Here is a 25,764-nt window from a genome sequence, read left to right as displayed (position 1 = left end):
ACGTTCAGGGACGTGCCAGCGAATGGGTGGAGGGCGGCGCCGAAAAACCGGGCTCGCCGGGCCCGGCAGCGGTGCCGCCGTTGCCGAACAGCAGTGACTGCGGGTTGTCGTTGATGCTGTCGGCCGCACGTCCCAGCCGGCGCACCGCGCGCGAGGTGTCGTCGGCCACGCGGTTCACGCGCGGCAGCGTGGCGGCGTTGAACGAATCGACCGATTGCGCGAGCGCCTTGGTGCCCTCGCTCAGCCGCTCGATCGGACCATCGGGCGCGTTGAGCCGGCCCACGGTGGTGTTGAAGTTGTTGGCCACGCGCGAGACGTCGCCGGCGGCGGTCTTCACCGAAGACAGCGTGTTCGGCAGCGCCGCCAGCGCCGGGTTCAGCCCGGTCTTCACCGTGTTGTCGAGCTGCTTGAGCAGCGTGTTGGCGCTGGCCGAGGCGGCCGCGATGTTCTCCAGCGCATCGGCCGCGCGCTTCTGGTTGTCGTCGCTCAGCAGCTGGTTGGCGCGCTTGGTCGCCTCGTCGACTTGGTTGACGATGGCTTCGCCGCGGTCCTGCAGCTGCGCCAGCATCGAGGGCTTGAGCGGAATGCGCGGCGGATCCTCGTTGTTGGGCGCGAGCGCCACGTTCGATTCGCCCTTGTCGTCCAGCGCGATGAAGGCCAGGCCAGTCACGCCCTGGTAGCTCAGCGTGGCAAAGCTCGAGGTGGTGAGCGGCACGCGCTGGTCGACCGTGATGCGCACGCGCACGTTGCCCTTGGTCTTGGGGTCGAAGTCGATCGAGGTCACCTTGCCGACCGCGATGCCGCGGTAGCGCACCATGGCCTGCGGCTGCAGCCCGCTGACCGGGTCGCGCGTGGAGAGTTCATAGGTGTTGCGCACGGTGCTGTCGCGCGTGAACCAGACCACCAGCCCCACGAGCACGGCGATGAGGCCGAGCACGAAGGCGCCGGCGGCGATGGCATGGGCTTTGTTTTCCATGGTGTGGCTACCTTTCAGCGGGCCGCGCCGGCGGGGGCCGGCGCGGCGTTGGCGGGTTTGTCATGCAGGGCCTCCAGCGCGCGCTGGCCGCGCCCGCCCAGGAAATATTCGTGGATGAACGGATGCGGATAGGCGATCACCTCGCGCGCCGAGCCGCTGACGATGACCTTGTGGTCGGCCAGCACCGCGATGCGGGTGCTCAGGTCGAACAGGGTGTCCAGGTCGTGCGTGACCATCACCACCGTCAGGCCCAGCTCGCGGTGCAGGCCGCGCAGCAGGTCGCAGAAACTGTCGGAGGCCTCGGGGTCCAGGCCCGCGGTGGGTTCGTCCAGGAGCAGCAGCGGCGGGTCCATGATGAGCGCGCGCGCCAGCGCCACGCGCTTGATCATGCCGCCCGAGAGGTCGGCCGGGCTCATGTTGGCATGCCGCGGCTCCAGGCCCACCATCTGCAGCTTGACCAGCGCCGCATTGCGGATCAGCTCGTCGGGCAGCAGCTTGAGTTCGCGCAGCGGAAAGGCGATGTTCTCGAGCACGCTGAAGGCCGAGAACAGCGCGCCGTGCTGGAACAGCATGCCCACGTTGGCCGCGCCCTTGGCGCTGAGTTCGCCGGGCGCCTGGCCCAGCACCTCGACCGTGCCCTTGGTCGGCTTCTCGAGCCCGAGGATCTGGCGCAGCAGCACCGTCTTGCCGGTGCCCGAGCCGCCCACCAGCGACAGCACCTCGCCGCGCTCGATGCGCAGCTCGAGGTCGCGGTGCACCACGACCTCGCCGTCGGCGCTCTTGAACACCGTCCAGAGCTTGCGGATGTCGACGACGACCGAAGAGTCGTTCATGCCCGGAACCCCACGCCCTTGAACAGCACCGCGAACAGCGCGTCGACCAGGATCACCGCGGTGATCGAGGTCACCACCGACGAGGTGGTGCCGCGGCCCAGGCTCTCGGTGTTGGGCTTGACCTTCATGCCGAAGTAGCAGCCGATCAGCGCAATCAAAATGCCGAACACCGCCGACTTCGCGAGCGCGAGCCAGAGGTTCGAGATCGGCACCGCGCGCGGCAGTGCCGAGAGAAAGTAGGCCGGCGAAATGTCGAGCGCGGCGTCGGCTGCGAGCATGCCGCCCAGGAGCGCCGCCATCGAGGTCCAGAGGCTGATCAGCGGCATTGCGATGGCCAGCGCCATCACGCGCGGCATCACCAGCCGGAAGCCGTGCGGAATGCCCATCACGCGCATCGCGTCGAGCTCCTCGGTCACGCGCATCACGCCGATCTGCGCCGTGATGGCCGAGCCCGAACGGCCCGCGATCAGCACCGCGGCCAGCACCGGCCCGAGCTCGCGGATCAGCGACAGCCCGAGGATGTTGACCACGAAGGCCTCGGCGCCGTACTGGCGCAGCTGCTGCGAGATCAGGTAGGCCAGCACCACGCCGATCAACAGGCCCACCAGCGCCGTGATGTGCAGCGCGGTGGCGCCGAACTGGTAAAGATGCCCCGAGAAATCGCGCCACGGCCCGCGGTGCGGCGCCCGCAGCAGCGTGCAGGCGTCGAGCGCGAGCTGGCCGATCAGCCCCACGAAGTCGCGCGCCACCTCCAGCCCGCGCGCACCGGTGTGCGAGAAATGCCGCAGCCGCTCGGCCAGCGTGGGCGGCGGCTCCTCGGGCGTGCCCACGGTGAACTGCGCCACCTGGTCGAGCACCGCCTTGTGCTGCGGCGACAGCTCCAGCGTGGCCGGCCAGCGGTGGCGCCAGTGGTCCCACAGCAGCTGCGCGCCGATGTGGTCGAGCTGTTCGATCGGGCGCAGGTCCCAGGCGCGGCCGTCGGCGGGGGGCGCGCCGGCCAAGTCCTTGGAAAGCGCCTGCCACGCGCTGCGCGACGACATGGCCAGCGTGGTCCACCGGCCACTGGCGACGGTCCAGCTGCGGCCGTCCTGCTCGCGCTCGTCGATGCGGGGCAACACGCTGTCGGCGGCGGGTGCGTCGGCAGGCGGGGTTGCTAGGGACATGATGCGGCGGTAGGGGGCGAAGTAAGAAGAAAGAGGCGGTGCGGAAGGGCGCATCGTAACCGGATGAGTCGACATTCCCGGTGCGCCGCGGCGCCGCTTCGCGTAGGGCGGAACGCCGTTTCGCCGGTCATTCGTAACCCTTTTCCGCTCAGTTCCAGGCCCGCGCGAGCGCGTTCCATGCGCTCGCGATCACCGGCTCGTTGCGCCGCGCCGCCAGCGAGACGAAGCGCAGCGCGCAGTCCAGCTGCACGCGGTCGGCCATCACGAGGCCGTGCGACTGGCTCTCGCGGATGGCGATCGAGTCGCGCAGCAGGCTCAGGCCCACGCCCGATTTCAGCAGGTCGAGCATCGAGGCCTCCTGGTCCACCAACGCCACGCGGCGCGGCGACAGCCCGAGCGGGCCGAACACTTTTTCCAGCAGCTGGTGGTGCGCCGACTCGGGCGGCGTGGCCAGCCAGGGCAGCGCGGCCAGCGCCTTCCAGTCGCGGCCCAGCACCTGCGGGCCCCAGCCCGCGGGCGCGACCACGCGGTAGGTGAAGCGCGTGAGCGTGCGCGCCGCGAGCGGCGCCGGCGTGGCGGCATCGCCCCCGTCCGCATCGAGGTGGAAGCCCACGTCGAGCTCGCCGCGCAGCACCTGGGCCAGCACCGTGCCACTCATGCCGTGGCGCAGCTCGGTCTCGATCTGCGGGGCCGACTCCACCAGCTCGCGCAGGAAAACGCCGAGCCGCGTGAACTCCGGGTCGAGGATGGTGCCGATGCGCAGCGCCCCGCGCACCGTGCCCTGCAGGTTGCGCGCGGCCTGCTGCAGGTCGCCCACGGCCGCGAGCACGCGCTCGGCCTGCGGCAGCAGCGCGGCGCCGTCGGCCGTGAGCGCCAGCCCGTGCGGCGTGCGCGTGAAGAGCTGCAGCCCGGTTTCCTCCGCCAGGCGCTTGAGCTGCAGGCTCACCGCCGGCTGCGTCAGGTGCAGCCGCTCGGCCGCGCGCGACACATTGCCCTCGCGCGCCGCCAGCACGAAGGCACGCAGAATCTGGAGGTCCAAGGCGGCGGCAGTCATATAAGAATGATTTATATGCCAACCGCGCCGAAATCATTGGCTTTTTGCGCATGGCTTGGGAGAAACTGCCGGCCGAAGCCCCTCACCGGGCCCATGAGCAAAAGAAATACCGTCGACCCCCGGAGACAAGCCAGCGCCATGAGCGACAACACATTCGACTACATCGTCATCGGCGGCGGCACGGCCGGCGCATTGATGTGCAACCGGCTGACCCGCAAATCGCAGCAGCGCACGCTGCTGATCGAGGCCGGCCGCAAGGACGACTACCACTGGATCCACATTCCGGTGGGTTATCTCTACTGCATCGGCAACCCGCGCACCGACTGGCTCTACAGCACCGAGCCCGACGCCGGCCTCAACGGCCGCGTGCTGCGCTATCCGCGCGGCAAGACGCTGGGCGGCTGCTCCAGCATCAACGGCATGATCTACATGCGCGGCCAGTCGCGCGACTACGACCAGTGGGCGCAGCTCACGGGCGACGACGCCTGGCGCTGGCAGAACGTGCTGCCCGATTTCAAGAAGCACGAGGACTACTACCTCGGCGCCGACGAGCTGCACGGCGCCGGCGGCGAATGGCGGGTGGAGAAGCAGCGCCTGCGCTGGGACATCCTCGACGCCTTTGCCGAGGCCGCGGTGCAGGCCGGCGTGCCGCACAGCACCGACTTCAACCGCGGCAGCAACGAAGGCGTCGGCTATTTCCAGGTCAACCAGAAGAACGGCTGGCGCTGGAACACCGCCAAGGCGTTCCTGCGGCCGGTCTGCTATGGCCGGCCCAACTTCGAGATGTGGGTCAACGCGCACGTCACCAAGCTGATCGTCGAGACCCAGCCCGACGGCAGCCGGCGCTGCACCGGCGTGCAGGTATGGGACGGCCGCGAGATGGTCATCGCCCATGCCACGCGCGAGGTGGTGCTGTGCGCGGGCAGCATCGGCTCGCCGCAGATACTGCAGCTCTCGGGCATCGGCCCGGCCGAGCTGCTGCGCCAGCACGGCATCGAGGTGGTGCTCGACGCGCCCGGCGTCGGGGCCAACCTGCAGGACCACCTGCAGATCCGCGCGGTCTACAAGATCAACGGCGCGCCCACGCTCAACGTGCTGGCCTCGTCGATGGTCGGCAAGGCGAAGATCGGCCTCGAATACCTGATGAAGCGCAGCGGGCCGATGAGCATGGCGCCGTCGCAGCTGGGCGCGTTCACGCGCAGTTCGCCCGAGCATGAATGGCCGAATCTCGAATACCACGTGCAGCCGCTGTCGCTCGATGCCTTCGGCGATCCGCTGCACAGCTTTCCGGCCTTTACCGCGAGCGTGTGCAATCTCAACCCCACGAGCCGCGGCAGCGTGCGCATCAAGAGCCCGCGCTTCCAGGATGCGCCCGCCATCGCGCCCAACTACCTGAGCACCGACGAAGACCGCAAGGTGGCGGCCGATTCGCTGCGCGTGACGCGCCGCATCGCCTCGCAGCCGGCGCTTGCCAAGTACAAGCCGGAAGAATGGAAGCCCGGCGTTCAATACCAGAGCGACGAAGACCTCGCGCGCCTGGCCGGCGACATCGCGACCACCATCTTCCATCCGGTCGGCACCACGAAGATGGGCGCCGATGGCGACCCGATGGCGGTGCTCGACTCGAAGCTGCGCGTGCGCGGCGTGCAGGGGCTGCGCGTGGTCGATGCGGGCGCGATGCCGACCATCACGAGCGGCAATACCAACAGTCCGACCTTGATGATGGCCGAGAAGGCTGCGGGGTGGATTCTGGAAGCGAACGGCTGAGGCGTTCTCTTGTTCTTGGCGCTGTTGTTCTTGTTCGGGGCGTGTGCACAGATCACCGGGTACTCCCCTCCGCGAATGTCCCCCGGCCTGCGGCCTCCTCCTTGATTTCGCTGCGGGGAGCACCCGATGCTCTGTGCACATAGGCGCGCTGCTGGTGTATCGCTGATCAACGACCGCTCCGCATAACGATCACGTCGATGGGGTGCCTTGCGCAGCGAAATCAAGGGGGAGGCCGAAGGCCGGAGGACATTCGCGGAGCAAGGTACCCCGTCGGCGGGAGCGCGCCCTGAACTTTACGGCCCTGACACTCGCGCGCCGGTCACTTTTCGATCGTCTTGTTCCAACGCGCATTCCAAGCAGGACGGTTCGCATTGATGCTGTCCCAGTCGATGGTGACCGCCGTCTTCATCCACTTGTTGATGTCGGCCACCTGCGCCACCCCGTCGCCCACGACCGGGGCCTTGGGGTTGGTGGGAATTTGCGCGCCGTACTGAAGCACGTTGGCCTGGGCCAGTGGGCTCAGCAGGAACTCGGCGAGCTTCTGCGACAGCTCGGGTTCGCTGTTGTTCGCGATCACGCACTGGCCCACCATCAGCACCACCGCGCCTTCCTTCGGCGGCGCGTACTCCACCGGAATGCCCTTGGTCTTGAGCGCGGCCACCGCCGTGGGCGTGAGCGGGAAGATCGCGGCCTCGCCGGTCTGCACCATCTCCGACAGCTTGGCCGAGCTCGGGATGTACTCCAGCACGTTCGGTCCGATGGTGGTGGGCCAGGCCTTGAAGCCGGGCTCCACGTTCTTGTCGTTGCCGCCCTGGATGCGGTTGAACATCAAAAAGCCGTGCAGCCCGAAGGACGACGACGACATCGACTGGAACACCACCTTGCCCTTGTACTTGGGATCGGCCAGGTCCATCCACGAGGTGGGCGGCGCCCAGCCCTTTTCCTTGAACATCTTCGCGTTGTAGGCCAGGCCCGTCATGCCCAGGCTCACGCCGCTGGCCATGTCGTCCTTGAAGCGCGCGGCCGGGTAGATCTCGGCCAGCGACGGATTGGGCCGCTGCTTCTGGCACAGGCCCATGCCGATGGCGCGCACCATGATGCCGTCGTCCAGGAACATCACGTGCATCTGCGGGCGGTCCTTGTTGGCCTGTGCCTTCGCGAGGATGTCGGACGAGGTGCCCGGCACCACCACCACCTTGGCGCCGTAGAGCTTCTCGAAGGCCGGGAACACGTATTGCGTGTACGCCTTCTCCATGGTGCCGCCATTCATGCCGATATAGAGCGTCTTGGTCTGCGCGCCGGCCGCGCCGCCGGCCGCGAGCGCGGCCACCGCCGCCGCACCGAGCACGGTCCGGCGAAGAGAGAAGAAGGAAAAAATCTTCTGGAAACGGGACATGGTGTTTTCCTTTCAGGGTGGGGTGGGGGTGAAGCGTTCGATCGAGAAGCTCTCGATGGGCGTGCTGCTGCGGCCGTCGCGCACGAGTTCGGCCAGCACTTCGCCGGCAGCGGGGCCGATCTGGAAGCCCGCGCCCGAAAAGCCGAAGCCATGGAACAGGCCGGGCGTGGTGCGGCTCGGGCCGAGCACCGGCTGGCGGTCGGGCAGGTAGCCTTCGGTGCCGCTCCAGGTGCGGATGAAATGCGCATGGCGCAGCGCGGGCAGCAGCTCGACGGCCTGTGCGGAAAGCGAGGCGATGGCGTCGCGGTCGGAGCGGGCGCGGTCGGCATCGAGCGCCACGCCCTTGCCGCCGCCGCCCAGCACGAGGTTGCCGCGCGCCACCTGGCGGCAGTAGATGCCGCCGCCCTCCACGCCAAGGCTCCAGTCCATGAAGAAGGGCAGCGGCTCCGTCACCGCCATCGCGGGATGGCCCGATTGCAGCGGCACCTCTTCGCCGAACTCGGTGGCGATCGATCCGGCCCAGGCGCCCGCGCAGTTGAGCAGCGCCGGCGCATGCACTTCGAGCGCATTGCCCGAGCGCAGCATGAAGGCCTGGCCGTCGTGCGCCACCTCGTCGACCTTGTGGCGCTCGAAGACCTGCGCGCCCGCACGCTGCGCCGCGAGCGCGAAGGCCGGCGACACCAGCCGCGGATTGGCCTGCCCGTCTTCCGCGCACAGCGAGCCGCCGACGGCGCGCGTGCCGAGCCAGGGGCAGCGCTCGCGCAGGCGGGCATCGGAGATCAGCTCCAGCCCCAGGTCGAAGTCGCTGCTTTGCGCACGGTAGCGTTCCAGCGATGCCATGTCGGCCTCGCTGCGCGCGATCTTGAAGTGGCCCGAGCGCAGGTACTCGCCGTCGGTGCCGATGGTTTCGCGCAGGCGGCCCCAGATGCGGTGCGCGCGTTGCGCGAGCGGCAGCTGGTCGATCGGCCGGCCCTGGCGGCGCACGCCGCCGTAGTTCACGCCGCTCGAACGCGAGCCGCACAGGTCGCGCTCCAGCAGCACCACGCCGATGCCCATCTGCCGCAAGGCCAGCGCGGCCGACGCGCCGACGATGCCGCCGCCGACGATCGCGACGTCGGTGCGCAATGTCCTGCGGCCGCTCATTCGCCGGCTCCTTCGGCGGATGGCGCAGCGGCCAGGTGGATCGGGATCGGCTTGATCGGCGCCTGACCGCGCAGCCGGCCCACCTGCTGCAGCGGCAGCCCCGTGGCCTGCGCGAGGATCTCCGCGGCCGCCGCGCCGCACATGCGGCCCTGGCAGCGGCCCATGCCGACGCGCGACAGCGCCTTCAGGCGATTCATCTCGTCGGCGCCGGCGGCAGCGACGGTCTGGCGCAAGGTGCCGGCCGTGATGTTCTCGCAGCGGCAGACCACGAGCTCGTCGGGCGCATGCGCGGCCCAGTCCCGCGGCACGGGGAAGGCGCGTTCGAGCCCCTCGCGGAATCCGGCGAGCTTGCCGAGCTTGCGTTCGAGCTCGGCGGCGCGCGCCACATCGACTGCCACGCCGTTGTCGGCCAGCAGCGCGAGCGCGGCGCGTTCGCCGGCCCACTCGGCCGCATCGGCACCCATGATGCCGGCGCCGTCGCCCGCAAGGTACACGCCGCGCACGCTGGAGCGGCCCGCCGCATCGCGCACCGGCAGATGGGCGCGGTGCAGCGGCGCGTAGTCGAAGCGGCAGCCGAGCAAGTCGGCCAGCTGCGTTTCGGAGCGCAGCGCGTAGCCGAAGCCGACGGCATCGCAGGCCAGCGTGCGTTCTTCGCGGCCGTCGTGCCACGCGACGCCGGCCACCCGGCTCTCCTGTGCATCGCCGAGCACGCGCAATGGCCGCACGCCGCCGTGCAGCGCCACGCCGTGCGCGCGCAGCCAGGCCACGTAGTACACGCCCTTGGCGAACACGGCGGGCTGCCGCAGCATCGCGGGCGTGGCAGCCAGCTGGTCGGCGAGCCGCGCGGTGTCGAGCACCGCGATGACCTTCGCTCCGGCCTTGGCGTATTGATACGCGACCAGGTAGAGCAGCGGCCCGGTGCCCATGAACACCACGCGCTCGCCGATGGCGCAGCCCTGGAACTTGAGCGCCACCTGCGCGCCGCCCAGCGTGTAGACGCCGGGCAATGTCCAGCCGGGCACGGGCAGCACGCGGTCGGTGGCGCCGGTGGCAACGATCAGCTGGCCGTACGAAAGGCTCGACGTGCTGCGCGTCGGGCCGTGCAGCACGTCGAGCCGGCCGCCTTGCGCATTCCACACCAGGCTGTCGGGGCGGTAGTCGATGCGCTCGCGCAATGAATCGAAGGCGGCATGCAGCGCATCGGCGCGGCCGGCTTCGAAGCCATAGAGCGCCTGCGCGCTGCGCTGGGCCAGGCTCGCGGGCGGCTGCCGGTAGATCTGGCCGCCGGCGCGCGAAGCCTCGTCGATCACCACCGGCCGCAGGCCATGCGCCACCAGCGCCTGTGCGGCGCGCACGCCGGCCGGCCCCGCGCCGACGATCACCGGCTGCAATGCGGCAGAAGAAGAAGCCGTCATGCGCCGCTCCTTCCCGTGACCAGCGCCATGCCCGGCGCAATGAAGGTGGAGCAGGCGCGCAGGCGCTCGCCCTGCTCGGTGGCGATCCAGCAGTCCTGGCAGGCGCCCATCATGCAGAAGCCCGCGCGCGGGGCGCCGCTGAATTCGTTGCGCCGCAGCTGGGCGGCCTGCGTGAGCACGGCCGTCAGCACCGTGTCGCCCACGAGGGCGGAGGCGGGCTGGCCGTCGAGCGTGAAGGGCACCGCGGCGCGGCCGGTCTCGGCCAGGCGATGCAGCAGCGGTTGAAGCTTTGGCAGGCTCATCTATCGGCGTCCCACCAGCACGCGGTCCAGTCCATAGACACGGTCGAGCACCACCATCGCGATGGCCGTCACCGCCACCATCAGCGCCGACACGGCCGCCATCAGCGGATCGATCGATTCGGTGGCATACATGTACATGCGCACCGGCAGCGTCACCGTGCTGGGCGAGGTGACGAAGATCGACATCGTCACTTCGTCGAAGCTGTTGATGAAGGACAGCAGCCACCCGCCCGTCACGCCCGGCAGGATCATCGGCAGCGTGATGCGCCGGAACACCGTGGCCTGGCTCGCGCCCAGCGAGAGCGCGGCCTGCTCGGCGCTGCGGTCGAAGCCCACCAGCGCGGCCACCACGAGCCGCAGCGTGTAGGGCGTGACGATCAGCGCATGCGCCATCACCAGCCAGCCGAAGCTGCCCGTGCCGCCCACCAGCGCGAACAGGCGCAGCAGCGCCACGCCCAGCACGAGGTGCGGAATGATCAGCGGCGAGAGGAACAGGCCGTTGAGGAAGTCGCGCCCCGGAAACGTGTAGCGCGTGATCGCCATGCCGGCCGGCACCGCGAGCAGCGTGGCGATGGTGGCCGAAGCCAGTGCGAGCCACAGGCTGTTCCAGAATGACTGCATGAAGTCCGGGTGCGCGAACACCGCCTCGAACCAGCGCAGCGAGAAGTGCGTGGTCGGAATCGTCAGCGTGTTCTCGGGCGTGAACGCGACGATGCACACCACCACCAGCGGCGCCAGCATGAAGGTGATGACGAGCGCGTTGAACGCGAGGGCGAGGGGGCCGTTCTTTGTCATCTGATCACCCCAATGCCTTCTTGTAGCGGCCTTCGACGAGCCGGTTGTAGCTCAGCATCACGATGAGGTTGGCTACGAGCAGCGTCAGCGCGACAGCAGCGCCGAGCGGCCAGTTGAGCTCGCTCAGGTACTCGTCATAGACCACCGTCGCCACCATCTTCAATCGGCGCCCGCCCAGCAGCCCCGGAATCGCGAACGAACTCGCAGCCAGGCCGAACACGATCAAGCTGCCCGAGAGAATGCCCGGCATCACCTGCGGCAGCACGATGCGCCGCAGCGTGGTGAAGGGCGAGGCCCTGAGCGAGAGCGCCGCGTTCTCCACGCCCGCATCCAGCTTCTGCAGCGAGGTCCAGACCGGAATCACCATGAAGGGCAGCATCACGTGCACCAGCGCGACGATCACCGCGGTCTCGGTGTAGAGCATCTTCACCGGCCCGATGCCCACCAGCCGCAGCAGCCCGTTCACTGCGCCTTCGGGCCCGAGCAGCATGCTCCAGCCGAAGGCGCGCACCACCACCGACACCAAAAGCGGCGCCAGCACCACCAGCAGCAGCACCGAGCGCCACGGGTTGCGCATGCGGCTCAGCACGTAGGCCTCGGGCGCGCCGACCAGCACGCAGATCAGGGTGACGAGGGCCGAGATCCAGAAGGTGCGCCAGAAGATGCCGTGGTAGTACGAGTCGGTGAACACCTGGGCGTAGTGCGCGAGCGTGAACTCGCCGGCCTTCGGCCCCGTGGCCGGGTCGTAGACGTTGAACGACAGCACTGCGGTGAGCGCGAGCGGCACCACCAGCAGGGCTGCGAACAGCAGTAGCGCGGGCCCCGACAGCCACCAGGGCGTGGCCTTGCTCTTCATGCGGCCACCGCCTCGCCGGCCGGCAGCAGGCGCGTGCAATGCGCGGGCCAGTCGATGCCGGCGGCATGGCCTTCGTCGAGCGCGTCGCGGCCGTCGTTGGGGCTCAGCACCATCAGGTCGCCGGCGGGCGTGCCCAGGCGATAGAGCCACTGGCTGCCGAGGAAGAAGCGCTCCAGCACCTGGCCGTCGAGGCGGCCGCGGCCGGCCTCCACCAGCTGCAGCTTTTCGGGGCGCACGCTCATCAGCACCGCATCGCCCGGCTTGTAGCCGCTGTCGTCGACTTCCACCGCGAGCGCGCCCACCGCCACCTGGCAGCTGCGCGCGCCGCTGGCCGTGACGCGCCCGTCCAGCAGGTTGGCCTTGCCCACGAAGGTGGAGATGAAGCGCGTGCTCGGATGCTCGTAGACGCGGTGCGGATGGTCGATCTGCGTGGCGCAGCCGCCTTCCATCACCACCACGCGGTCGCTGATCGACATGGCTTCGCTCTGGTCGTGCGTGACCATCACCGTGGTGGTGCCGACCTTGCGCTGGATCTGGCGCAGCTCGAACTGCATTTCCTCGCGCAGCTTGGCGTCGAGGTTGGAAAGCGGCTCGTCCAGCAGCAGCACCGGCGGCTCGATCACGAGCGCGCGGGCCAGTGCCACCCGCTGGCGCTGGCCGCCCGAGAGCTCGCGCGGGTAGCGCGCGGCGTGCGCTTCCAGGTGCACCAGCGCGAGCGCCTGCTTCACGCGTTCCGCGCGCTCGGCCTTGGGCATCTTGCGCATCTCGAGGCCGAAGCTCACGTTGTCGGCCACCGTCATGTGCGGGAACAGCGCGTAGGTCTGGAACACGATGCCCAGGCCGCGCGTGTTGGCCTTGGCATGCGTGATGTCCTTGCCCGCGAGCTCGATGCGCCCGCTCGACACCGGCTCGAAGCCCGCGATCATCTGCAGCGTCGTGGTCTTGCCGCAGCCCGAGGGGCCGAGCAGCGAGACGAACTCGCCCTTCTCCACCGTGAGGTTCATGGCCGACACGGCGCGCGTGGCGCCGTAGAACTTGGTCAGGTCGGTGAGCCGTAGGAACGACATGAAGGGCCTTTCTGCGGGATCGGGAAATGGCGTGCAGCAGCTTGGTGCACACCATGGCAAGGAGAGAACTTTCAATTCACTCTATTGCAACGATCGCGCCAGAATGCCTCGGGTATTCCATTAATCAGAATCTTTATTAAATTTATTCCATTCAATGGAATATCATGTGGAGAATCGATCTCAGGAATTCCACAGGAGCAAGGTATGGAAACCCTCTCGGCCGCCAGCGGCGGCGTGCCGCGCGTCTTTTCGGTGATCCGCGCACTCGGCGCGGTGCAGGCCGAGGGCGGGCGCGTGACCCAGATTGCACGGTCCGTGGGCCTCACGCAGGCCACCACGCACCGCCTTTTGCAGTCGCTCATGGCCGAAGGCATGGTCGAGCAGGACGAGCGCAGCAAGCTCTACCGACTGAGCATCGACTTCTTCGCGCTCGCGGCCAGCGCCGGCAATCCCGGCGACCTGCGTTCGATCTGCCGCCCGGTGCTGCTGCGCCTGTGCGCGAGCCTGGGCGACAGCATCTTTTTGCTGGCGCGCAGCGGCTTCGACGCGATCTGCCTCGACCGCAGCGAAGGGCCGTTTCCCATCCGCTCGTTCACGGGCGACATCGGCGGGCGCATCGCGCTGGGCGTGGGGCAGGGCGCGCTCGCGATCCTGGCCTTCCTTCCCGAGGCGGAGCGCGAAGAGGTGATCCGCTTCAATCTCTCGCGTGTGCGCGAGTACGGCGTGTACGACGAGGTGTATCTGCGCACCGAGATCGAGCGCGTGCGCCAGGCCGGCTATGCGGGGCGCAACACCGGCCTGCTCGAAGGCATGGCCGGCGTGGCCGTGCCCATCCTCGACCGCGAGGGCCGCGCGGTGGCCGCGCTCAGTGTGGGAACCATCGCCGACCGGCTCAATGCCGACCGCATGCCCACGGTGGTCGAGCTGCTCAAGCGCGAGGCGGCAGCCATCGGGCCGAAGATCAATCCCTTCGACGCCACCTTGCGGCGGCCGGCGCAGAGCCTCGCGGGTTCGCCGGCCGGGCAGCGCATCAGCCTGCCCGAGCCGCCGGGGCCTGCGGCTTGAAGGCGTTGCTTGTGCGCCGAATGCACGAACGCTTCGGAAGTTCATTCCTGAAACGCACCAAGTCCTTCCGTTTTTTCGCTATGCAAGCAAGCCCTGTTCGCAGATATTGAGCTGTTGCCGCGTCGCCTTCCCTTCGTCTTGTCCTCTCTTCTCCACGCCGGAGCCTCCATGCCAGAAGCCCAAGCCTTTCTTTCCGTCGCCACCGAGATCGCGCAGCTGCTGCAGCGCCTCGGCGTTCCGGGTGCCGCCCATACCGGCGGCGAACTCACGGTGCGCTCGCCGGTCACCGGCGAGGTGGTCGCGCAGGTGCGGCAGACCACCGCCGCCGAAGCGGCCGCGGCCATCGGCCAGGCGCACGAGGCCTTCAAGGCCTGGCGCAGCGTGCCCGCGCCGCGCCGCGGCGAACTGGTGCGCCTGCTCGGCGAAGAGCTGCGCGCCGCCAAGGCCGACCTCGGCCGCCTCGTCACGCTCGAGGCCGGCAAGATCCCGTCCGAAGGCGCGGGCGAGGTGCAGGAAATGATCGACATCTGCGACTTCGCGGTCGGCCTCTCGCGCCAGCTCTACGGCCTCACGCTCGCTACCGAGCGCGCCGAGCACCGCATGATGGAAACCTGGCATCCGCTGGGCGTGTGCGGCGTGATCTCGGCCTTCAACTTTCCGGTGGCCGTGTGGTCGTGGAATGCGGCACTGGCGCTGGTGTGCGGCGATTCGGTGGTGTGGAAACCGTCCGAAAAAACGCCGCTCACGGCGCTGGCCGTGCATGCCATCGCGCAGCGCGCCCTTGCACGCTTCGGCGATGCGCCCGAAGGCCTGCTCGGCCTGCTGCTGGGCCAGCGCGACATCGGTGAAGTGCTGGTCGACGACCACCGCGTGCCGATCCTCTCGGCCACGGGCTCGACCGCGATGGGCCGGCAGGTGGGGCCGAAGCTGGCCGCGCGCTTCGCGCGCGCCATCCTCGAACTCGGCGGCAACAACGCGGCCATCGTCACGCCCTCGGCCGACCTCGACCTCACGCTGCGCGCCATCGCGTTCTCGGCCATGGGCACGGCCGGCCAGCGCTGCACCACGCTGCGCCGGCTGTTCGTGCACGACAGCGTGTACGACGCGCTGGTGCCCAAGCTCGCCAAGGTGTACGGCAACGTGCAGGTGGGCGATCCGCGCGAGGCCGGCACGCTGGTCGGCCCGCTGATCGACCGCGCGGCCTTCGACGGCATGCAGAAGGCGCTGGGCGAAAGCCGCGAGATCGGCGCCACGGTGCATGGCGGCCAGCGCGTGGAGGGCATTGGCACGAAGGACGCCTTCTATGTGCGCCCGGCGCTGGTCGAGCTCAAGTCGCACGACGGCCCGGTGCTGCGCGAAACCTTCGCACCCATTCTCTATGTGGTGCGCTACAGCGCGCTGGACGACGCCATCGAATGGCACAACGCGGTGGGCGCGGGCCTGTCGTCCTCGATCTTCACGCTCAACGTGCGCGAGGCCGAGCGCTTCCTGTCGAGCGCGGGCTCGGACTGCGGCATTGCCAACGTCAACATCGGCCCGAGCGGCGCCGAGATCGGCGGCGCCTTCGGCGGCGAGAAGGAAACCGGCGGCGGCCGCGAAGCCGGCTCCGACAGCTGGAAGGCGTACATGCGCCGCGCCACCAACACCATCAACTACTCGACCGCACTGCCGCTTGCCCAAGGCGTGACCTTCGAGATCAACGACTGACCGACCCCGGCCTTCCTGTCCTTGCCGCGCGGCGTTCCGCTGCAGCGGCCGGACGGAGGCCGTGCCCAAGAAAAACAACCAGGAGACAGAGAAAATGAAGATGCAATTGAAGACCCTCGCCATCGCTGCCGCGCTGCTCGCGCTCGCCTTCGGCGCCGCCGCGCAGCAGGCCCCGGCCGGCGGCACGCTCGACAAGATCAGGAGCAGCGGAAAGGCGGTGCTCGGCGTGCGCGAAGCCTCGCCGCCCATGGCCTACATGCTGGGCGCGAACGAGAAATACGTGGGCTACCACGTCGAGCTGTGCGAGCGCGTGCTGAAGGACATCGCGCCGCAGGCCAAGCTCGAATACATGGCCGTCACCGCGCAGAACACCATCCCGCTGGTGCAGAACGGCACCCTCGACATCGGCTGCGGCCCGACCACCAACAACACCGCGCGCCAGCAGCAGGTGGCGTTCGCGCTCACCACCTACGTGAGCGAGGTGCGCATGGCCACGCGCGTCGATTCGGGCATCAGCTCGCTCGACCAATTGGCGGGCCGCACCGTGTCGGCCTCCACCGGCACCACCGCCGTGCAGCTGCTGCGCAAGCGCGAGCGCGCGCAGAACACCACCATCACCACCATGCTCGGCAAGGACCACCTCGAAAGCTTTTTGCTGATGGAGTCGGGCCGCGCCGATGCCTTCGTGCTCGACGACAACCTGCTCGCGGGCATCATCGCGAACGCGAAGAATCCGTCGGCCTACCGCATCGTCGGCGATGCGCTGGGCTCCGAGCCCATCGCGCTGCTGTTCCGCAAGGACGATGCCATCTTCAAGGCCGCGGTGGACGATGCGCTGCGCCGCCTCATGAAGAGCGGCGAGCTCGAGAAGATCTACACCAAGTGGTTCGTCGCGCCGATTCCGCCGAAGAACACCAGCCTGAACCTGCCGATGAGCGCGGCGCTGAAACAGCTCATTGCCGAGCCCAACGACAAGCCGCTGGAGGCCTACGCCAAGTGACATCCACCGTTCTCGATTCCGCACTTTCGGCTTCCGCATTCGAGCCCGCGCAGCGCGTGCGCGCCATCGGCGTGTCGGAGATCCTGCGCATCACCGACCACGCCAACGCGCTCAAGCGTGCCGGCCGGCCGGTGATCGTGCTGGGCGCGGGCGAGCCGGACTTCGACACGCCCGAGCCCATTCGCGCCGCCGCGTCCCGCGCGATGGAGCGCGGCGACACGCGCTACACCGTGCTCGACGGCAGCCCGGCCATGAAGGCCGCGGTGCAGCTCAAGTTCAGGCGCGACAACGTGCTGGACTTCGCGCTCGATGAAATCAGCGTGGGCGCGGGCGCCAAGCAGGTGATCTTCAACGCGCTGATGGCCAGCCTGAACCCGGGCGACGAGGTGATCCTGCCCGCGCCGTACTGGACCTCCTACGCCGACATCGTGCAGATCTGCGGCGGCGTGCCGGTGAGCGTGCCCTGCGGCGAGACCAACGGCTTCAGGCTGGATGCCGCGCAGCTCGAGGCGGCCATCACGCCGCGCACGCGCTGGCTCTTCCTGAACTCGCCGTCCAACCCCTGCGGCGCGGCCTACAGCGCGGCGCAGCTCGCGCCGCTGTGCGAGGTGCTGCTGCGGCATCCCAAGGTGTGGGTGCTGGCCGACGACATCTACGAGCACATCCTCTACGACGGCCACGCGTTCGCCACGCCCGCGGCCGTGGAGCCGCGGCTGCGCGACCGCACGCTCACCGTCAACGGCGTCTCGAAGGCGTACGCAATGACCGGCTGGCGCGTGGGCTACGGCGCCGGGCCGCGCGCGCTGATCGCGGCCATGGCGGTGGTGCAGAGCCAGTCGACCTCGTGCCCGTCGTCGGTGAGCCAAGCCGCCGCGATCGAGGCGCTCACGGGGCCGCAGCAGGTGGTGGCCGAGCGGCGCAACGACTTCCAGGCGCGGCGCGACTTCGTGGTGGCCGCACTGAACCGCGCACCGGGCCTGCATTGCCGCGTGCCCGAAGGCGCCTTCTATACCTTTGCCAGCTGCGCGGGCGTGCTCGGACGGCGCACCCGCAGCGGCGCGCTGCTGCAGACCGACAGCGACTTCTGCAGCTACCTGCTGCAGGATTTCGAAGTGGCGGTGGTGCCGGGCAGCGTGTTCGGGCTCGCGCCGTACTTCCGCATTTCGTATGCCACGTCGATGGCGCAGCTCGAGGAGGCGTGTGCACGCATTGCCGCGGCATGCGAAGCTCTCGAATGAATTTCTGATTGGAAACAGCATGACTTCTCCCCGCACCGGCGGCCAGATCCTGGTCGACCAGCTCATCACCCACGGCGTCAGGCAGCTGTTCTGCGTGCCCGGCGAAAGCTTTCTGGCCGTGCTCGATGCGCTGCACGATGCTGCCATCGACGTCACGGTGTGCCGCCAGGAAGGCGGCGCCACGATGATGGCCGAGGCGCAGGGCAAGCTCACGGGCCGGCCCGGCGTCTGCTTCGTCACACGCGGGCCGGGCGCTACCAACGCGGCGGCCGGCGTGCACATCGCGCACCAGGATTCGACGCCGCTCCTGCTGTTCGTCGGCCAGGTCGCGCGCGAGGCGCTGGGCCGCGAAGCCTTCCAGGAGCTGGACTACGGCGCGGTGTTCGGCACCATGGCCAAGTGGGTGGTGCAGATCGATGATCCGGCGCGCGTGCCCGAGCTGGTCTCGCGCGCCTTCCACGTCGCCACCTCGGGGCGGCCCGGCCCGGTGGTGATCGCGCTGCCCGAGGACATGCTGACCGAAGCCGCCACCGTGGCCGATGCGCAGCCCTATGCGGTGGTCGAGACCCATCCGGGCGCGGCGCAGATCGCCGAGCTGCAGCAGCGCCTGTCGCAGGCCGAGCGGCCCGTGGTCATCCTGGGCGGCAGCCGCTGGTCCGAGGCCGCCACGCAGCAGTTCGCGGCTTTTGCCGAGGCGTTCTCGCTGCCGGTGTACTGCTCGTTCCGCCGCCAGATGCTGCTGTCGGCCGAGCACCCCTGCTACGCGGGCGACCTGGGCCTGGGCGCGAATCCGCGCATGCTCGAGCGCATCCGCAACGCCGATCTCGTGCTGCTGGCGGGCGGCCGTTTGTCGGAAGTGCCGTCGCAGGGCTACGAGCTGCTCGCCATTCCGCAGCCGAAGCAGGCGCTGGTGCACGTGCATGCCGATGCCGACGAGCTCGGCAAGCTCTATCGTCCCGCGCAAGGTATCCACGCCACGCCGCAGGCTTTTGCCGAGGCGGTGTCCGCGCTGCGCCCGGCCGCGCCGCCCGCCTGGCAGGCCGGGACGAAGGCCGCGCGCGAGGACTTCCTGCGCTGGAGCGATCCGGCGCCCATCCGCATTCCGGGCCCGCTGCAGATGGGCGAGGTCATGCAGCACCTGCGCGAGGTGCTGCCGGCCGACACCATCTTCTGCAATGGCGCGGGCAACTTCGCGACCTGGGTGCACCGCTTCTGGCCGTTCCGCGCGTTCGCGAGCCAGCTGGCGCCCACCAGCGGATCGATGGGCTACGGCCTGCCGGCCGGCGTGGGCGCCAAGCGCCTCTGGCCGCAGCGCGAGGTGGTGGTGTTCGCGGGTGACGGCGATTTCATGATGCACGGCCAGGAGTTCGCCACCGCGGTGCAGTACGGCCTGCCGATCCTCGTGGTGCTGCTCGACAACGCCATGTACGGCACCATCCGCATGCACCAGGAAAAGCACTACCCGGGCCGCGTGAGCGCCACGCAGCTGAAGAACCCCGACTTCCGCGGCTATGCCGAGGTGTTCGGCGGCCACGGCGAGCGCGTGGCCAGCACCGAGGAGTTCGGCCCCGCGCTGGCGCGGGCGCGGGCCAGCGGCAAGCCCGCGATCCTGCATTGCCTGCTCGATCCCGAAGCCATCACGCCGGCCAGCACGCTGCAGTCGATCCGCAAGGCCGCGCTCGCGGCGGGCTGAAGAAGAAATCAGCCCAGCCCGTCCGCATAGCGCGGCAGCGGGTTCGGCAGATGGCCGTCGGGCGCACGCGCCGCCAGCCGCGCGGCGCGCGCCAGCGGCTCCATCGCCTGCTCCAGCCGGGTGGCGAGCAGGTACAGGTCTTCGTCCTTGGTCTCGACCGCATGCGCGCGCGTCATGCGCACGATCTCCGTGGCGTACTCGGCATTGGTGGCCATCCATTCGGTGTCGGTCACGCGCCCGTGCTTTCGCCTGAGCGCCACGTGCAGGCGCGCGGCCAGCGCAATGCGTTCGCTTTCGGACATGGACATGACGGCCTCCATGAATGGATCAAGCGCTTGCGTGCACAAGTCATGCCATGCCGTTAACGGTCCGAAACACTTTGGTTTGCGAACCGGCCCCCGGAGGTAAGGCAAAGCGGGTAATTCCCAATGCACTGGGGCGGTGCACCGCCTAAAGTCTGCCCACTCGCGAACGGGCCCAGCTCGTACTGCCGAGGGTCCGAGGAGACAAATTCGGTCTACAACAAAAATTCTTCAAGGCTTCCGATCGAGAAGCCGTGCTGAACTTCAAAAGGCGCCGCTGGTCGGCGTCTTTTTTTTGCCCGCCGCAGCCCTCCCGCCGGGGCATTTTCTGCCGGCCGAAGAGCGCTCCTGCGCCCGTCCTGCCTCCGGTTGAAGCTCCCTTTTTGATAGCGATCCGGGTGCGACAATCGCCGCCATGGAAATGCTGGTGGTCACGGGCGCCTCGCTGCTCGCGGGTTTTGTCGATTCGATCGTGGGCGGCGGGGGACTGATCCTCGTGCCGGCGCTCTTTGCCGTCTTTCCGGGCGCGCCGCCGGCCACCTTGCTGGGCACCAACAAGAGCGCGTCCATTTGGGGCACGGCGGCCGCGGCCGCCCAGTTCAGCCAGCGCGTGCAGATGCGCTGGGGCGCCCTGTGGCCGGCCGCGCTGCTCGGTTTCGCGGGCTCGATGCTGGGTGCCTGGGGCGTCACGGTGTTCCCGGGCGACTTCCTGCGCCGCGCGCTGCCCGTCGTGCTGCTGGGCGTGCTGCTCTACACCATCGCGCGCAAGGACCTGGGCCGCAACCATGTGCCGCGCTTCAGCGGCCGGGCCGAAACCCTGGCGGCCTGCGCCATCGGGCTGTCGATCGGGTTCTACGACGGCTTCTTCGGCCCCGGCGCGGGCAGCTTCCTGGTCTTTTTGTTCGTGCGCTGGATGGGCTACGACTTCCTGAACGCCTCGGCCTCGGCCAAGATCATCAACACGCTCACCAATGCCGCGGCCCTGCTGCTGCTCGCGCTCAAGGGGCACGTCTGGTGGCACTATGGGCTGGTGATGGCGGTGGCCAACGTGGCCGGGAGCCTGCTGGGCACGCGTGTTGCGCTGAAGCACGGGGCCGGTTTCGTGCGGGGGGTGTTCATCGTCGTGGTGAGCGCGCTGATCCTGAAGACCGCCTATGACGCATTCCTGAAATAGCCCAACCCGAAAGTCCTCCTGCATGCCGCCGCCAGAGCCTGTCGAACCTCCCGCACCCATCGGCTTCTGGCAGGCCTTCGCCTACTGGCTCAAGCTCGGCTTCATCAGCTTCGGCGGGCCGGCCGGGCAGATCGCGCTGATGCACCAGGAACTGGTCGAGCGCCGGCGCTGGATCTCGGAGAAGCGCTTCCTGCATGCGCTGAACTACTGCATGCTGCTGCCCGGCCCCGAGGCCCAGCAGCTGGCCACCTACATCGGCTGGCTCATGCACCGCACCTGGGGCGGCATTGCGGCGGGCGTGCTCTTCGTGCTGCCCTCGCTCTTCATCCTGGTTGGCCTGTCGTGGGCCTACATGGCCTACGGCCAGGTGCCGGCCGTGGCGGGCCTGCTCTACGGCGTGAAGCCCGCGGTGACGGCGATCGTGCTGTTCGCCGCCTGGCGCATCGGCTCGCGGGTGCTCAAGAACGCATGGCTCTGGGCGATTGCCGTGGCGGCCTTCGTGGCGATCTTCGCGCTGCGCCTGCCGTTCCCGCTGATCGTGCTGGCCGCCGGGGCCATCGGCTACTTCGGCAGCCGGTTCGCGCCGGCGTACTTTGCGGCGGGCGGCGGCCACGGCAGCGCCGCGTCGTCGGCCGGGCCGGCGCTGATCGACGACCACACGCCGACGCCGCAGCACGCGCTTTTCGGCTGGGGCCGTTTCGCGCGCGTGCTGGCGGTGTTCTTCCTGCTGTGGCTCGGCGCCCTTGGCGCGCTCACCGCGCTGTACGGCTGGCACGGCGCGCTCACGCAGATGGCGTGGTTCTTCACCAAGGCGGCGCTTCTGACCTTCGGCGGCGCCTACGCGGTGCTGCCCTATGTGTTCCAGGGCGCGGTCGACCATTACCAGTGGCTCAGCGCCACGCAGATGATCGACGGACTGGCGCTCGGCGAAACCACGCCCGGTCCGCTGATCATGGTGGTGTCGTTCGTCGGCTTCGTGGGCGGCTGGGGGCAGGCCCTGTTCGGTCCAGAGGCGCCGTTCGCGGCGGGCGCTGCGGCGGCGGCGGTGGTGACCTTCTTCACCTTCCTGCCGTCGTTCCTGTTCATCCTGCTGGGCGGTCCGTTCATCGAATCGACCCACGGCAACCTGAAGTTCACCGCGCCGCTGACCGCCATCACCGCGGCCGTGGTCGGCGTGATCGTCAACCTGGCGGTCTTCTTCGCCTACCACGTGCTCTGGCCCGCAGGCCTGTCCGGACCCTTCGAGATCGCTTCCGCCGTGATCGGCGTCCTCGCGGCCCTCGCGCTCTTCCGCTTCAAGGCCGGTGTGATCCCGGTGGTGCTTGCTTCCGCACTGACCGGGATGGCCTGGCAACTACTGCACTAGGCTCGCCCCGGGGTCATTCCTCGACGAAGGCTTCTTCGCGCTTGGCCTTGATCGACGGCAGCAGCACGATGCCCAGCAGCAGCGCCGCGGCCACCAGCAGGCCGGCCGACAGCGGCCGCGTGACGAACACGCTCCAGGCACCGCGCGACAGCAGCAGCGCGCGCCGCAGGTTCTCTTCCATCATCGGCCCGAGGATGAAGCCCAGCAACAGCGGGGCCGGCTCGGTGCGCAGCTTCAGGAACAGGTAGCCGATGAAGCCGAAGATCGCGACCATCCACACGTCGAAGGTGTTGTTGTTGGTCGAGTACACGCCAATCGCGCAGAACAGCACGATCGCCGGGAACAGGAACTTGTAGGGCACCGTCAGCAGCTTGATCCACATGCCGATCAGCGGCAGGTTCAGCACGATCAGCATCGCGTTGCCGATCCACATCGAGGCGATCAGGCCCCAGAACAGCTCGGGGTTGCTGGTCATCACCTGCGGGCCGGGCTGGATGTTGTGGATGGTCATCGCGCCCACCATCAGCGCCATCACCGCGTTGGGCGGAATGCCCAGCGTGAGCAGCGGGATGAAGGAGGTCTGCGCGCCGGCGTTGTTGGCCGACTCGGGCGAGGCCACGCCGCGGATGTTGCCCTTGCCGAAGGCGATCTCGCCGGGTCGCATCTTGATCTTCTTCTCGAGCGCATAGGCCGCAAAGGCCGCCAGCAGCGCGCCGCCGCCCGGCAGGATGCCGAGCGCCGAACCCAGTGCCGTGCCGCGCAGCACCGCGGGCGTCATGCGCTTGAAGTCTTCCTTGGTGGGCCACAGGCCCTTGACCTTGTGCGTGAACACCTCGCGCTCGTCGTCGGGCTGCGAGAGGTTGCCGATGATTTCGCCGTAGCCGAACACGCCCATGGCAATCACCACGAAGCCGATGCCGTCGGTGAGCTCAGGAATGTCGAAGCTGAAGCGCGCCACGCCCGAATTCACGTCGGTGCCCACGATGCCGAGCAAGAGGCCCAGCACGATCATCGCCACCGCCTTGAGCAGCGAGCCCGAGGCCAGCACCACCGCGCCGATCAGGCCCAGCGTCATCAGCGAGAAGTACTCGGCCGGGCCGAATTTGAAGGCCAGCTCGGTCAGCGGCGGCGCGAAGGCCGCGAGGATCAGCGTGCCGACGCAGCCCGCGAAGAACGAGCCCAGGCCCGCCGCGGCCAGCGCGGGGCCTGCGCGGCCCTGCCTTGCCATCTGGTAGCCGTCGATGCAGGTGACCACCGAGGACGACTCCCCGGGCAGGTTCACCAGGATGGCGGTGGTCGAGCCGCCGTACTGCGCGCCGTAGTAGATGCCGGCCAGCATGATCAGCGCCGACACGGGCGGCAGCGCGTAGGTGGCGGGCAGCAGCATCGCGATGGTCGCGACCGGGCCGATGCCCGGCAGCACGCCGATCAAGGTGCCCAGGATGCAGCCCAGCAGGCAGTACAGCAGGTTGGTGAAGGTGAAGGCAACGCCGAAACCGATGGAAAGGTTGTGGATCAGGTCCATGGTGCGTGCTCCTCAGCCCGAAATGAAAGTGGGCCAGACCTGGATCTGGAGCTTGAGCGCCCAGATGAAGGCCACGTAGCTGCCGGCCGCCAGGATGGTGGACAGCACCAGCACGTCGCGCAGCTTGAAATGTTCACCGGCCATGCTCGAGATGATGGTGAGCGCGTAGATCGCGACGATCATTCCCATGGCGGGCAGGCCGATGCTCGGCAGGCCCCCCAGCAGCACGCCGAACGCGAGGTTGGCGCCGAGCACGAAGGCCAGCGGCTTCCAGGCCCACTTGCCGATCTTGTCGCCGTCGGCGGTTTCGACCACCAGCGCCTGGAACATGATGAATGCGCCCAGGATGGCCAGCAGGATGCCCAGCATGAGCGGGAAGTAACCGGGCCCCATGCGGGCACCGTCGCCGATGTTGTAGGTGGTGGCGCCGATGCCGAAGGCGCCCCCCACGGCTGTGAACATGACTCCTGAAAAGAAGTCAGCCTGACTCTTGATGCGCATTGTCTCGACCCTCTTGATTGGAGGGGTGAGGGTCGTCGCCCGCGGCTGACCGCTGGCTGACCTGCGCGGTAGGGACTAATGCGTACGAGGGTTCTCCCGCTCTGGAAAGAGGAGCGGTGCGGAAACGAAAAAAGCTCCCGAAGGAGCTTTTTTTACTTGAGAGCGAAGTCTCGGGGGAGGGCTTAGTAGCCGCCGCGACCACCGCCGCCGCCGCCGCCGTAGCCGCCGCCACCACCGCTGCGGCCACCGCCGCCACCACCGTAGCCGCCGCCGCCACCACCACCGCCGTAACCACCACCGCCGCCGCCGCCGTAGCCGCCGCCACCACCGGTACGGGGGGGACGAGCTTCCATCGGACGTGCTTCGTTCACGGTCAGGGCGCGGCCCTGGAGCGAATGGCCGTTCATGGCTTCGACGGCAGCCAGCGCTTCAGCGTCGGTGCCCATTTCCACGAAACCGAAGCCCTTGGAGCGGCCGGTGTCGCGTTCCATCATGACCTTGGCGCTGACGATCGAGCCGAACTCGCCGAAAGCCTGTTCCAGGTCGTTGTCACGCACAGAGTAGGCGAGGTTGCCTACGTAGAGTTTCTTGCCCATTGAGGGACTCCTAATTCAAACCAACAAGACAAAGCGATGGAGTCCCAGAATCACAACAAACAAATGCGCTGTGGCGCGAAACTGACCGATCACCGAATTACGTGCACGGGAGACAAGCTCACAGACACGTAGGCCGGATTATCAAGCCGTTCCGGAAAAAGCGTATCAAAATCCGCGCTTATTACGAAACATCACGTCCTGAGGGGCGGTTTCGCAACGGTTGCAGCAGGCCGGAGAGGCCGTTGTGGTCTATTTCATGCATCAAATGAAGCAGCCGGCCAATTTCGCCCGAGGGAAAACCCTCGCGTGCGAACCAATTCAGGTAATTTCCGGGCAAATCGGCAATCAGTGTGCCCTTGTGCTTGCCAAAGGGCATTTCGAGCGTGACGAGGCGCTGCAGGTCTTCGGGTTTCATTGAATTCAGCCTCCTGCGCGCTTGACGGTGTGGCCCTGCTTCGAGAGCGCGGCGATCACCAGCTCGCGGTGGTCGCCCTGGATTTCGATCAGGCCGTCCTTCACCGTGCCGCCCGAGCCGCAGGCCGTCTTGAGCTGCTTGCCCAGCGCCGCGAGCGCCGCCGCATCGAGCGCCAGGCCCTTGACCACGGTCACGCCCTTGCCCTTGCGGCCCTTGGTCTCGTGCGATACACGCACAATGCCGTCGGTGGCCGGCGCGCGCGCCTTGATCTGCTTGCAGCGGCACTGCGCCATCGGCGCGCGGCAATCGGGGCACATGCGGCCGCCCGCCTCGGTGGAGTACACCAGGGCGCTGGCCGGATTGCTTTTCATCGTTGCCATTCGATCGATCTCTTCGTCTTCTTCACTGTCCCCGG

General features: G+C 68.5%; 25 protein-coding genes. 8 read left to right on the top strand and 17 right to left on the bottom strand.

The window, feature by feature from the left end:
- Positions 1–4 precede the first annotated feature (4 nt).
- The 4 genes from VPA02S_RS10805 to VPA02S_RS10790 form a co-directional block, all read right to left on the bottom strand.
- Positions 5–976: an MlaD family protein gene (locus VPA02S_RS10805; protein ID WP_012745460.1), complete on the bottom strand. Its 972-nt coding sequence runs from the start codon at positions 974–976 to the stop codon at positions 5–7.
- 14 nt (positions 977–990) lie between these two features.
- Complete coding sequence (locus VPA02S_RS10800) at positions 991–1,809, bottom strand: ABC transporter ATP-binding protein (RefSeq protein WP_012745461.1); 819 nt, start codon at positions 1,807–1,809, stop codon at positions 991–993.
- Positions 1,806–2,972 carry an MlaE family ABC transporter permease gene (locus VPA02S_RS10795; RefSeq protein WP_012745462.1) on the bottom strand — a complete coding sequence of 389 codons (1,167 nt, stop codon included), beginning with the start codon at positions 2,970–2,972 and terminating at the stop codon, positions 1,806–1,808. The genes VPA02S_RS10800 and VPA02S_RS10795 overlap by 4 nt, the downstream gene beginning before the upstream one ends.
- 148 nt (positions 2,973–3,120) lie before the next feature.
- A complete protein-coding gene (locus VPA02S_RS10790; protein ID WP_012745463.1) occupies positions 3,121–4,026 on the bottom strand; it encodes a LysR family transcriptional regulator in 906 nt (301 codons plus the stop codon).
- A 138-nt stretch (positions 4,027–4,164) separates the two neighbouring features.
- Between VPA02S_RS10790 and VPA02S_RS10785 the strand changes: the two genes are divergently transcribed.
- On the top strand, positions 4,165–5,793 hold the full coding sequence (locus tag VPA02S_RS10785) for a GMC family oxidoreductase (RefSeq protein ID WP_012745464.1): 1,629 nt from the start codon (positions 4,165–4,167) through the stop codon (positions 5,791–5,793).
- Positions 5,794–6,112: 319 nt separating this feature from the next.
- Here VPA02S_RS10785 and VPA02S_RS10780 read toward each other — a convergent pair whose 3' ends face one another.
- From VPA02S_RS10780 to VPA02S_RS10750, 7 genes are read right to left on the bottom strand one after another with little or no spacing between them, the layout of a single operon-like run.
- Positions 6,113–7,189, bottom strand: a complete 1,077-nt coding sequence (locus VPA02S_RS10780; RefSeq protein ID WP_062363773.1) for an ABC transporter substrate-binding protein — start codon at positions 7,187–7,189, stop codon at positions 6,113–6,115.
- A gap of 12 nt (positions 7,190–7,201) precedes the next feature.
- On the bottom strand, positions 7,202–8,332 hold the full coding sequence (locus VPA02S_RS10775; protein WP_012745466.1) for an NAD(P)/FAD-dependent oxidoreductase: 1,131 nt from the start codon (positions 8,330–8,332) through the stop codon (positions 7,202–7,204).
- A complete protein-coding gene (locus VPA02S_RS10770; RefSeq protein ID WP_012745467.1) occupies positions 8,329–9,747 on the bottom strand; it encodes an FAD/NAD(P)-dependent oxidoreductase in 1,419 nt (472 codons plus the stop codon). Before VPA02S_RS10770 ends, VPA02S_RS10775 begins: the two co-directional genes overlap by 4 nt.
- Positions 9,744–10,049 (bottom strand): (2Fe-2S)-binding protein, encoded by a 306-nt coding sequence (locus VPA02S_RS10765; RefSeq protein ID WP_012745468.1) that lies wholly within the window; start codon positions 10,047–10,049, stop codon positions 9,744–9,746. The genes VPA02S_RS10770 and VPA02S_RS10765 overlap by 4 nt, the downstream gene beginning before the upstream one ends.
- Positions 10,050–10,844, bottom strand: coding sequence for an ABC transporter permease (locus VPA02S_RS10760; protein ID WP_012745469.1), 795 nt, complete (start codon positions 10,842–10,844; stop codon positions 10,050–10,052).
- Between the two features lie 4 nt (positions 10,845–10,848).
- Positions 10,849–11,700 (bottom strand): ABC transporter permease, encoded by an 852-nt coding sequence (locus tag VPA02S_RS10755; protein ID WP_012745470.1) that lies wholly within the window; start codon positions 11,698–11,700, stop codon positions 10,849–10,851.
- Positions 11,697–12,767 (bottom strand): ABC transporter ATP-binding protein, encoded by a 1,071-nt coding sequence (locus tag VPA02S_RS10750; RefSeq protein ID WP_012745471.1) that lies wholly within the window; start codon positions 12,765–12,767, stop codon positions 11,697–11,699. Before VPA02S_RS10750 ends, VPA02S_RS10755 begins: the two co-directional genes overlap by 4 nt.
- 204 nt (positions 12,768–12,971) lie before the next feature.
- Between VPA02S_RS10750 and VPA02S_RS10745 the strand changes: the two genes are divergently transcribed.
- The 5 genes from VPA02S_RS10745 (at position 12,972) to VPA02S_RS10725 (ending at position 19,470) form a co-directional block, all read left to right on the top strand.
- Complete coding sequence (locus VPA02S_RS10745) at positions 12,972–13,832, top strand: IclR family transcriptional regulator (protein ID WP_012745472.1); 861 nt, start codon at positions 12,972–12,974, stop codon at positions 13,830–13,832.
- A gap of 168 nt (positions 13,833–14,000) precedes the next feature.
- The gene (gene amaB / locus VPA02S_RS10740; protein ID WP_012745473.1) at positions 14,001–15,539 is read left to right on the top strand and encodes an L-piperidine-6-carboxylate dehydrogenase; all 1,539 of its coding nucleotides are present in this window, start codon (positions 14,001–14,003) and stop codon (positions 15,537–15,539) included.
- A 94-nt stretch (positions 15,540–15,633) separates the two neighbouring features.
- The gene (locus tag VPA02S_RS10735) at positions 15,634–16,539 is read left to right on the top strand and encodes an amino acid ABC transporter substrate-binding protein (protein ID WP_012745474.1); all 906 of its coding nucleotides are present in this window, start codon (positions 15,634–15,636) and stop codon (positions 16,537–16,539) included.
- The gene (locus VPA02S_RS10730) at positions 16,536–17,777 is read left to right on the top strand and encodes a pyridoxal phosphate-dependent aminotransferase (RefSeq protein WP_012745475.1); all 1,242 of its coding nucleotides are present in this window, start codon (positions 16,536–16,538) and stop codon (positions 17,775–17,777) included. The genes VPA02S_RS10735 and VPA02S_RS10730 overlap by 4 nt, the downstream gene beginning before the upstream one ends.
- A 19-nt stretch (positions 17,778–17,796) precedes the next feature.
- Positions 17,797–19,470: a thiamine pyrophosphate-binding protein gene (locus tag VPA02S_RS10725; RefSeq protein ID WP_012745476.1), complete on the top strand. Its 1,674-nt coding sequence runs from the start codon at positions 17,797–17,799 to the stop codon at positions 19,468–19,470.
- An 8-nt stretch (positions 19,471–19,478) separates the two neighbouring features.
- On the opposite strand, the gene VPA02S_RS10720 is transcribed toward VPA02S_RS10725, so the two are convergent.
- Complete coding sequence (locus VPA02S_RS10720) at positions 19,479–19,778, bottom strand: hypothetical protein (RefSeq protein WP_012745477.1); 300 nt, start codon at positions 19,776–19,778, stop codon at positions 19,479–19,481.
- Positions 19,779–20,187: 409 nt separating this feature from the next.
- Between VPA02S_RS10720 and VPA02S_RS10715 the strand changes: the two genes are divergently transcribed.
- Complete coding sequence (locus tag VPA02S_RS10715) at positions 20,188–20,946, top strand: sulfite exporter TauE/SafE family protein (protein WP_012745478.1); 759 nt, start codon at positions 20,188–20,190, stop codon at positions 20,944–20,946.
- 22 nt (positions 20,947–20,968) lie between these two features.
- The gene (gene chrA, locus VPA02S_RS10710; RefSeq protein ID WP_012745479.1) at positions 20,969–22,312 is read left to right on the top strand and encodes a chromate efflux transporter; all 1,344 of its coding nucleotides are present in this window, start codon (positions 20,969–20,971) and stop codon (positions 22,310–22,312) included.
- Between the two features lie 13 nt (positions 22,313–22,325).
- Here chrA and VPA02S_RS10705 read toward each other — a convergent pair whose 3' ends face one another.
- The 5 genes from VPA02S_RS10705 to VPA02S_RS10685 all read right to left on the bottom strand — a co-directional run bounded on the left by VPA02S_RS10705 (position 22,326) and on the right by VPA02S_RS10685 (position 25,729).
- Positions 22,326–23,837, bottom strand: a complete 1,512-nt coding sequence (locus VPA02S_RS10705) for a tripartite tricarboxylate transporter permease (RefSeq protein ID WP_012745480.1) — start codon at positions 23,835–23,837, stop codon at positions 22,326–22,328.
- Positions 23,838–23,849: 12 nt separating this feature from the next.
- A complete protein-coding gene (locus VPA02S_RS10700; protein ID WP_012745481.1) occupies positions 23,850–24,338 on the bottom strand; it encodes a tripartite tricarboxylate transporter TctB family protein in 489 nt (162 codons plus the stop codon).
- Between the two features lie 182 nt (positions 24,339–24,520).
- Positions 24,521–24,934 (bottom strand): RNA-binding regulator, encoded by a 414-nt coding sequence (rbp, locus tag VPA02S_RS10695; RefSeq protein WP_012745482.1) that lies wholly within the window; start codon positions 24,932–24,934, stop codon positions 24,521–24,523.
- A 181-nt stretch (positions 24,935–25,115) separates the two neighbouring features.
- The gene (locus tag VPA02S_RS31330; RefSeq protein ID WP_012745483.1) at positions 25,116–25,349 is read right to left on the bottom strand and encodes a DUF3820 family protein; all 234 of its coding nucleotides are present in this window, start codon (positions 25,347–25,349) and stop codon (positions 25,116–25,118) included.
- Between the two features lie 5 nt (positions 25,350–25,354).
- Positions 25,355–25,729: a translation initiation factor Sui1 gene (locus VPA02S_RS10685; RefSeq protein WP_012745484.1), complete on the bottom strand. Its 375-nt coding sequence runs from the start codon at positions 25,727–25,729 to the stop codon at positions 25,355–25,357.
- Positions 25,730–25,764: the final 35 nt, after the last annotated feature.

It is taken from the genome of Variovorax paradoxus NBRC 15149, from assembly GCF_001591365.1.
Taxonomy (GTDB): domain Bacteria; phylum Pseudomonadota; class Gammaproteobacteria; order Burkholderiales; family Burkholderiaceae_C; genus Variovorax; species Variovorax paradoxus.
Note: the sequence above shows the minus strand (reverse complement) of the source record. Positions and strands in the feature narration are given on the sequence as shown.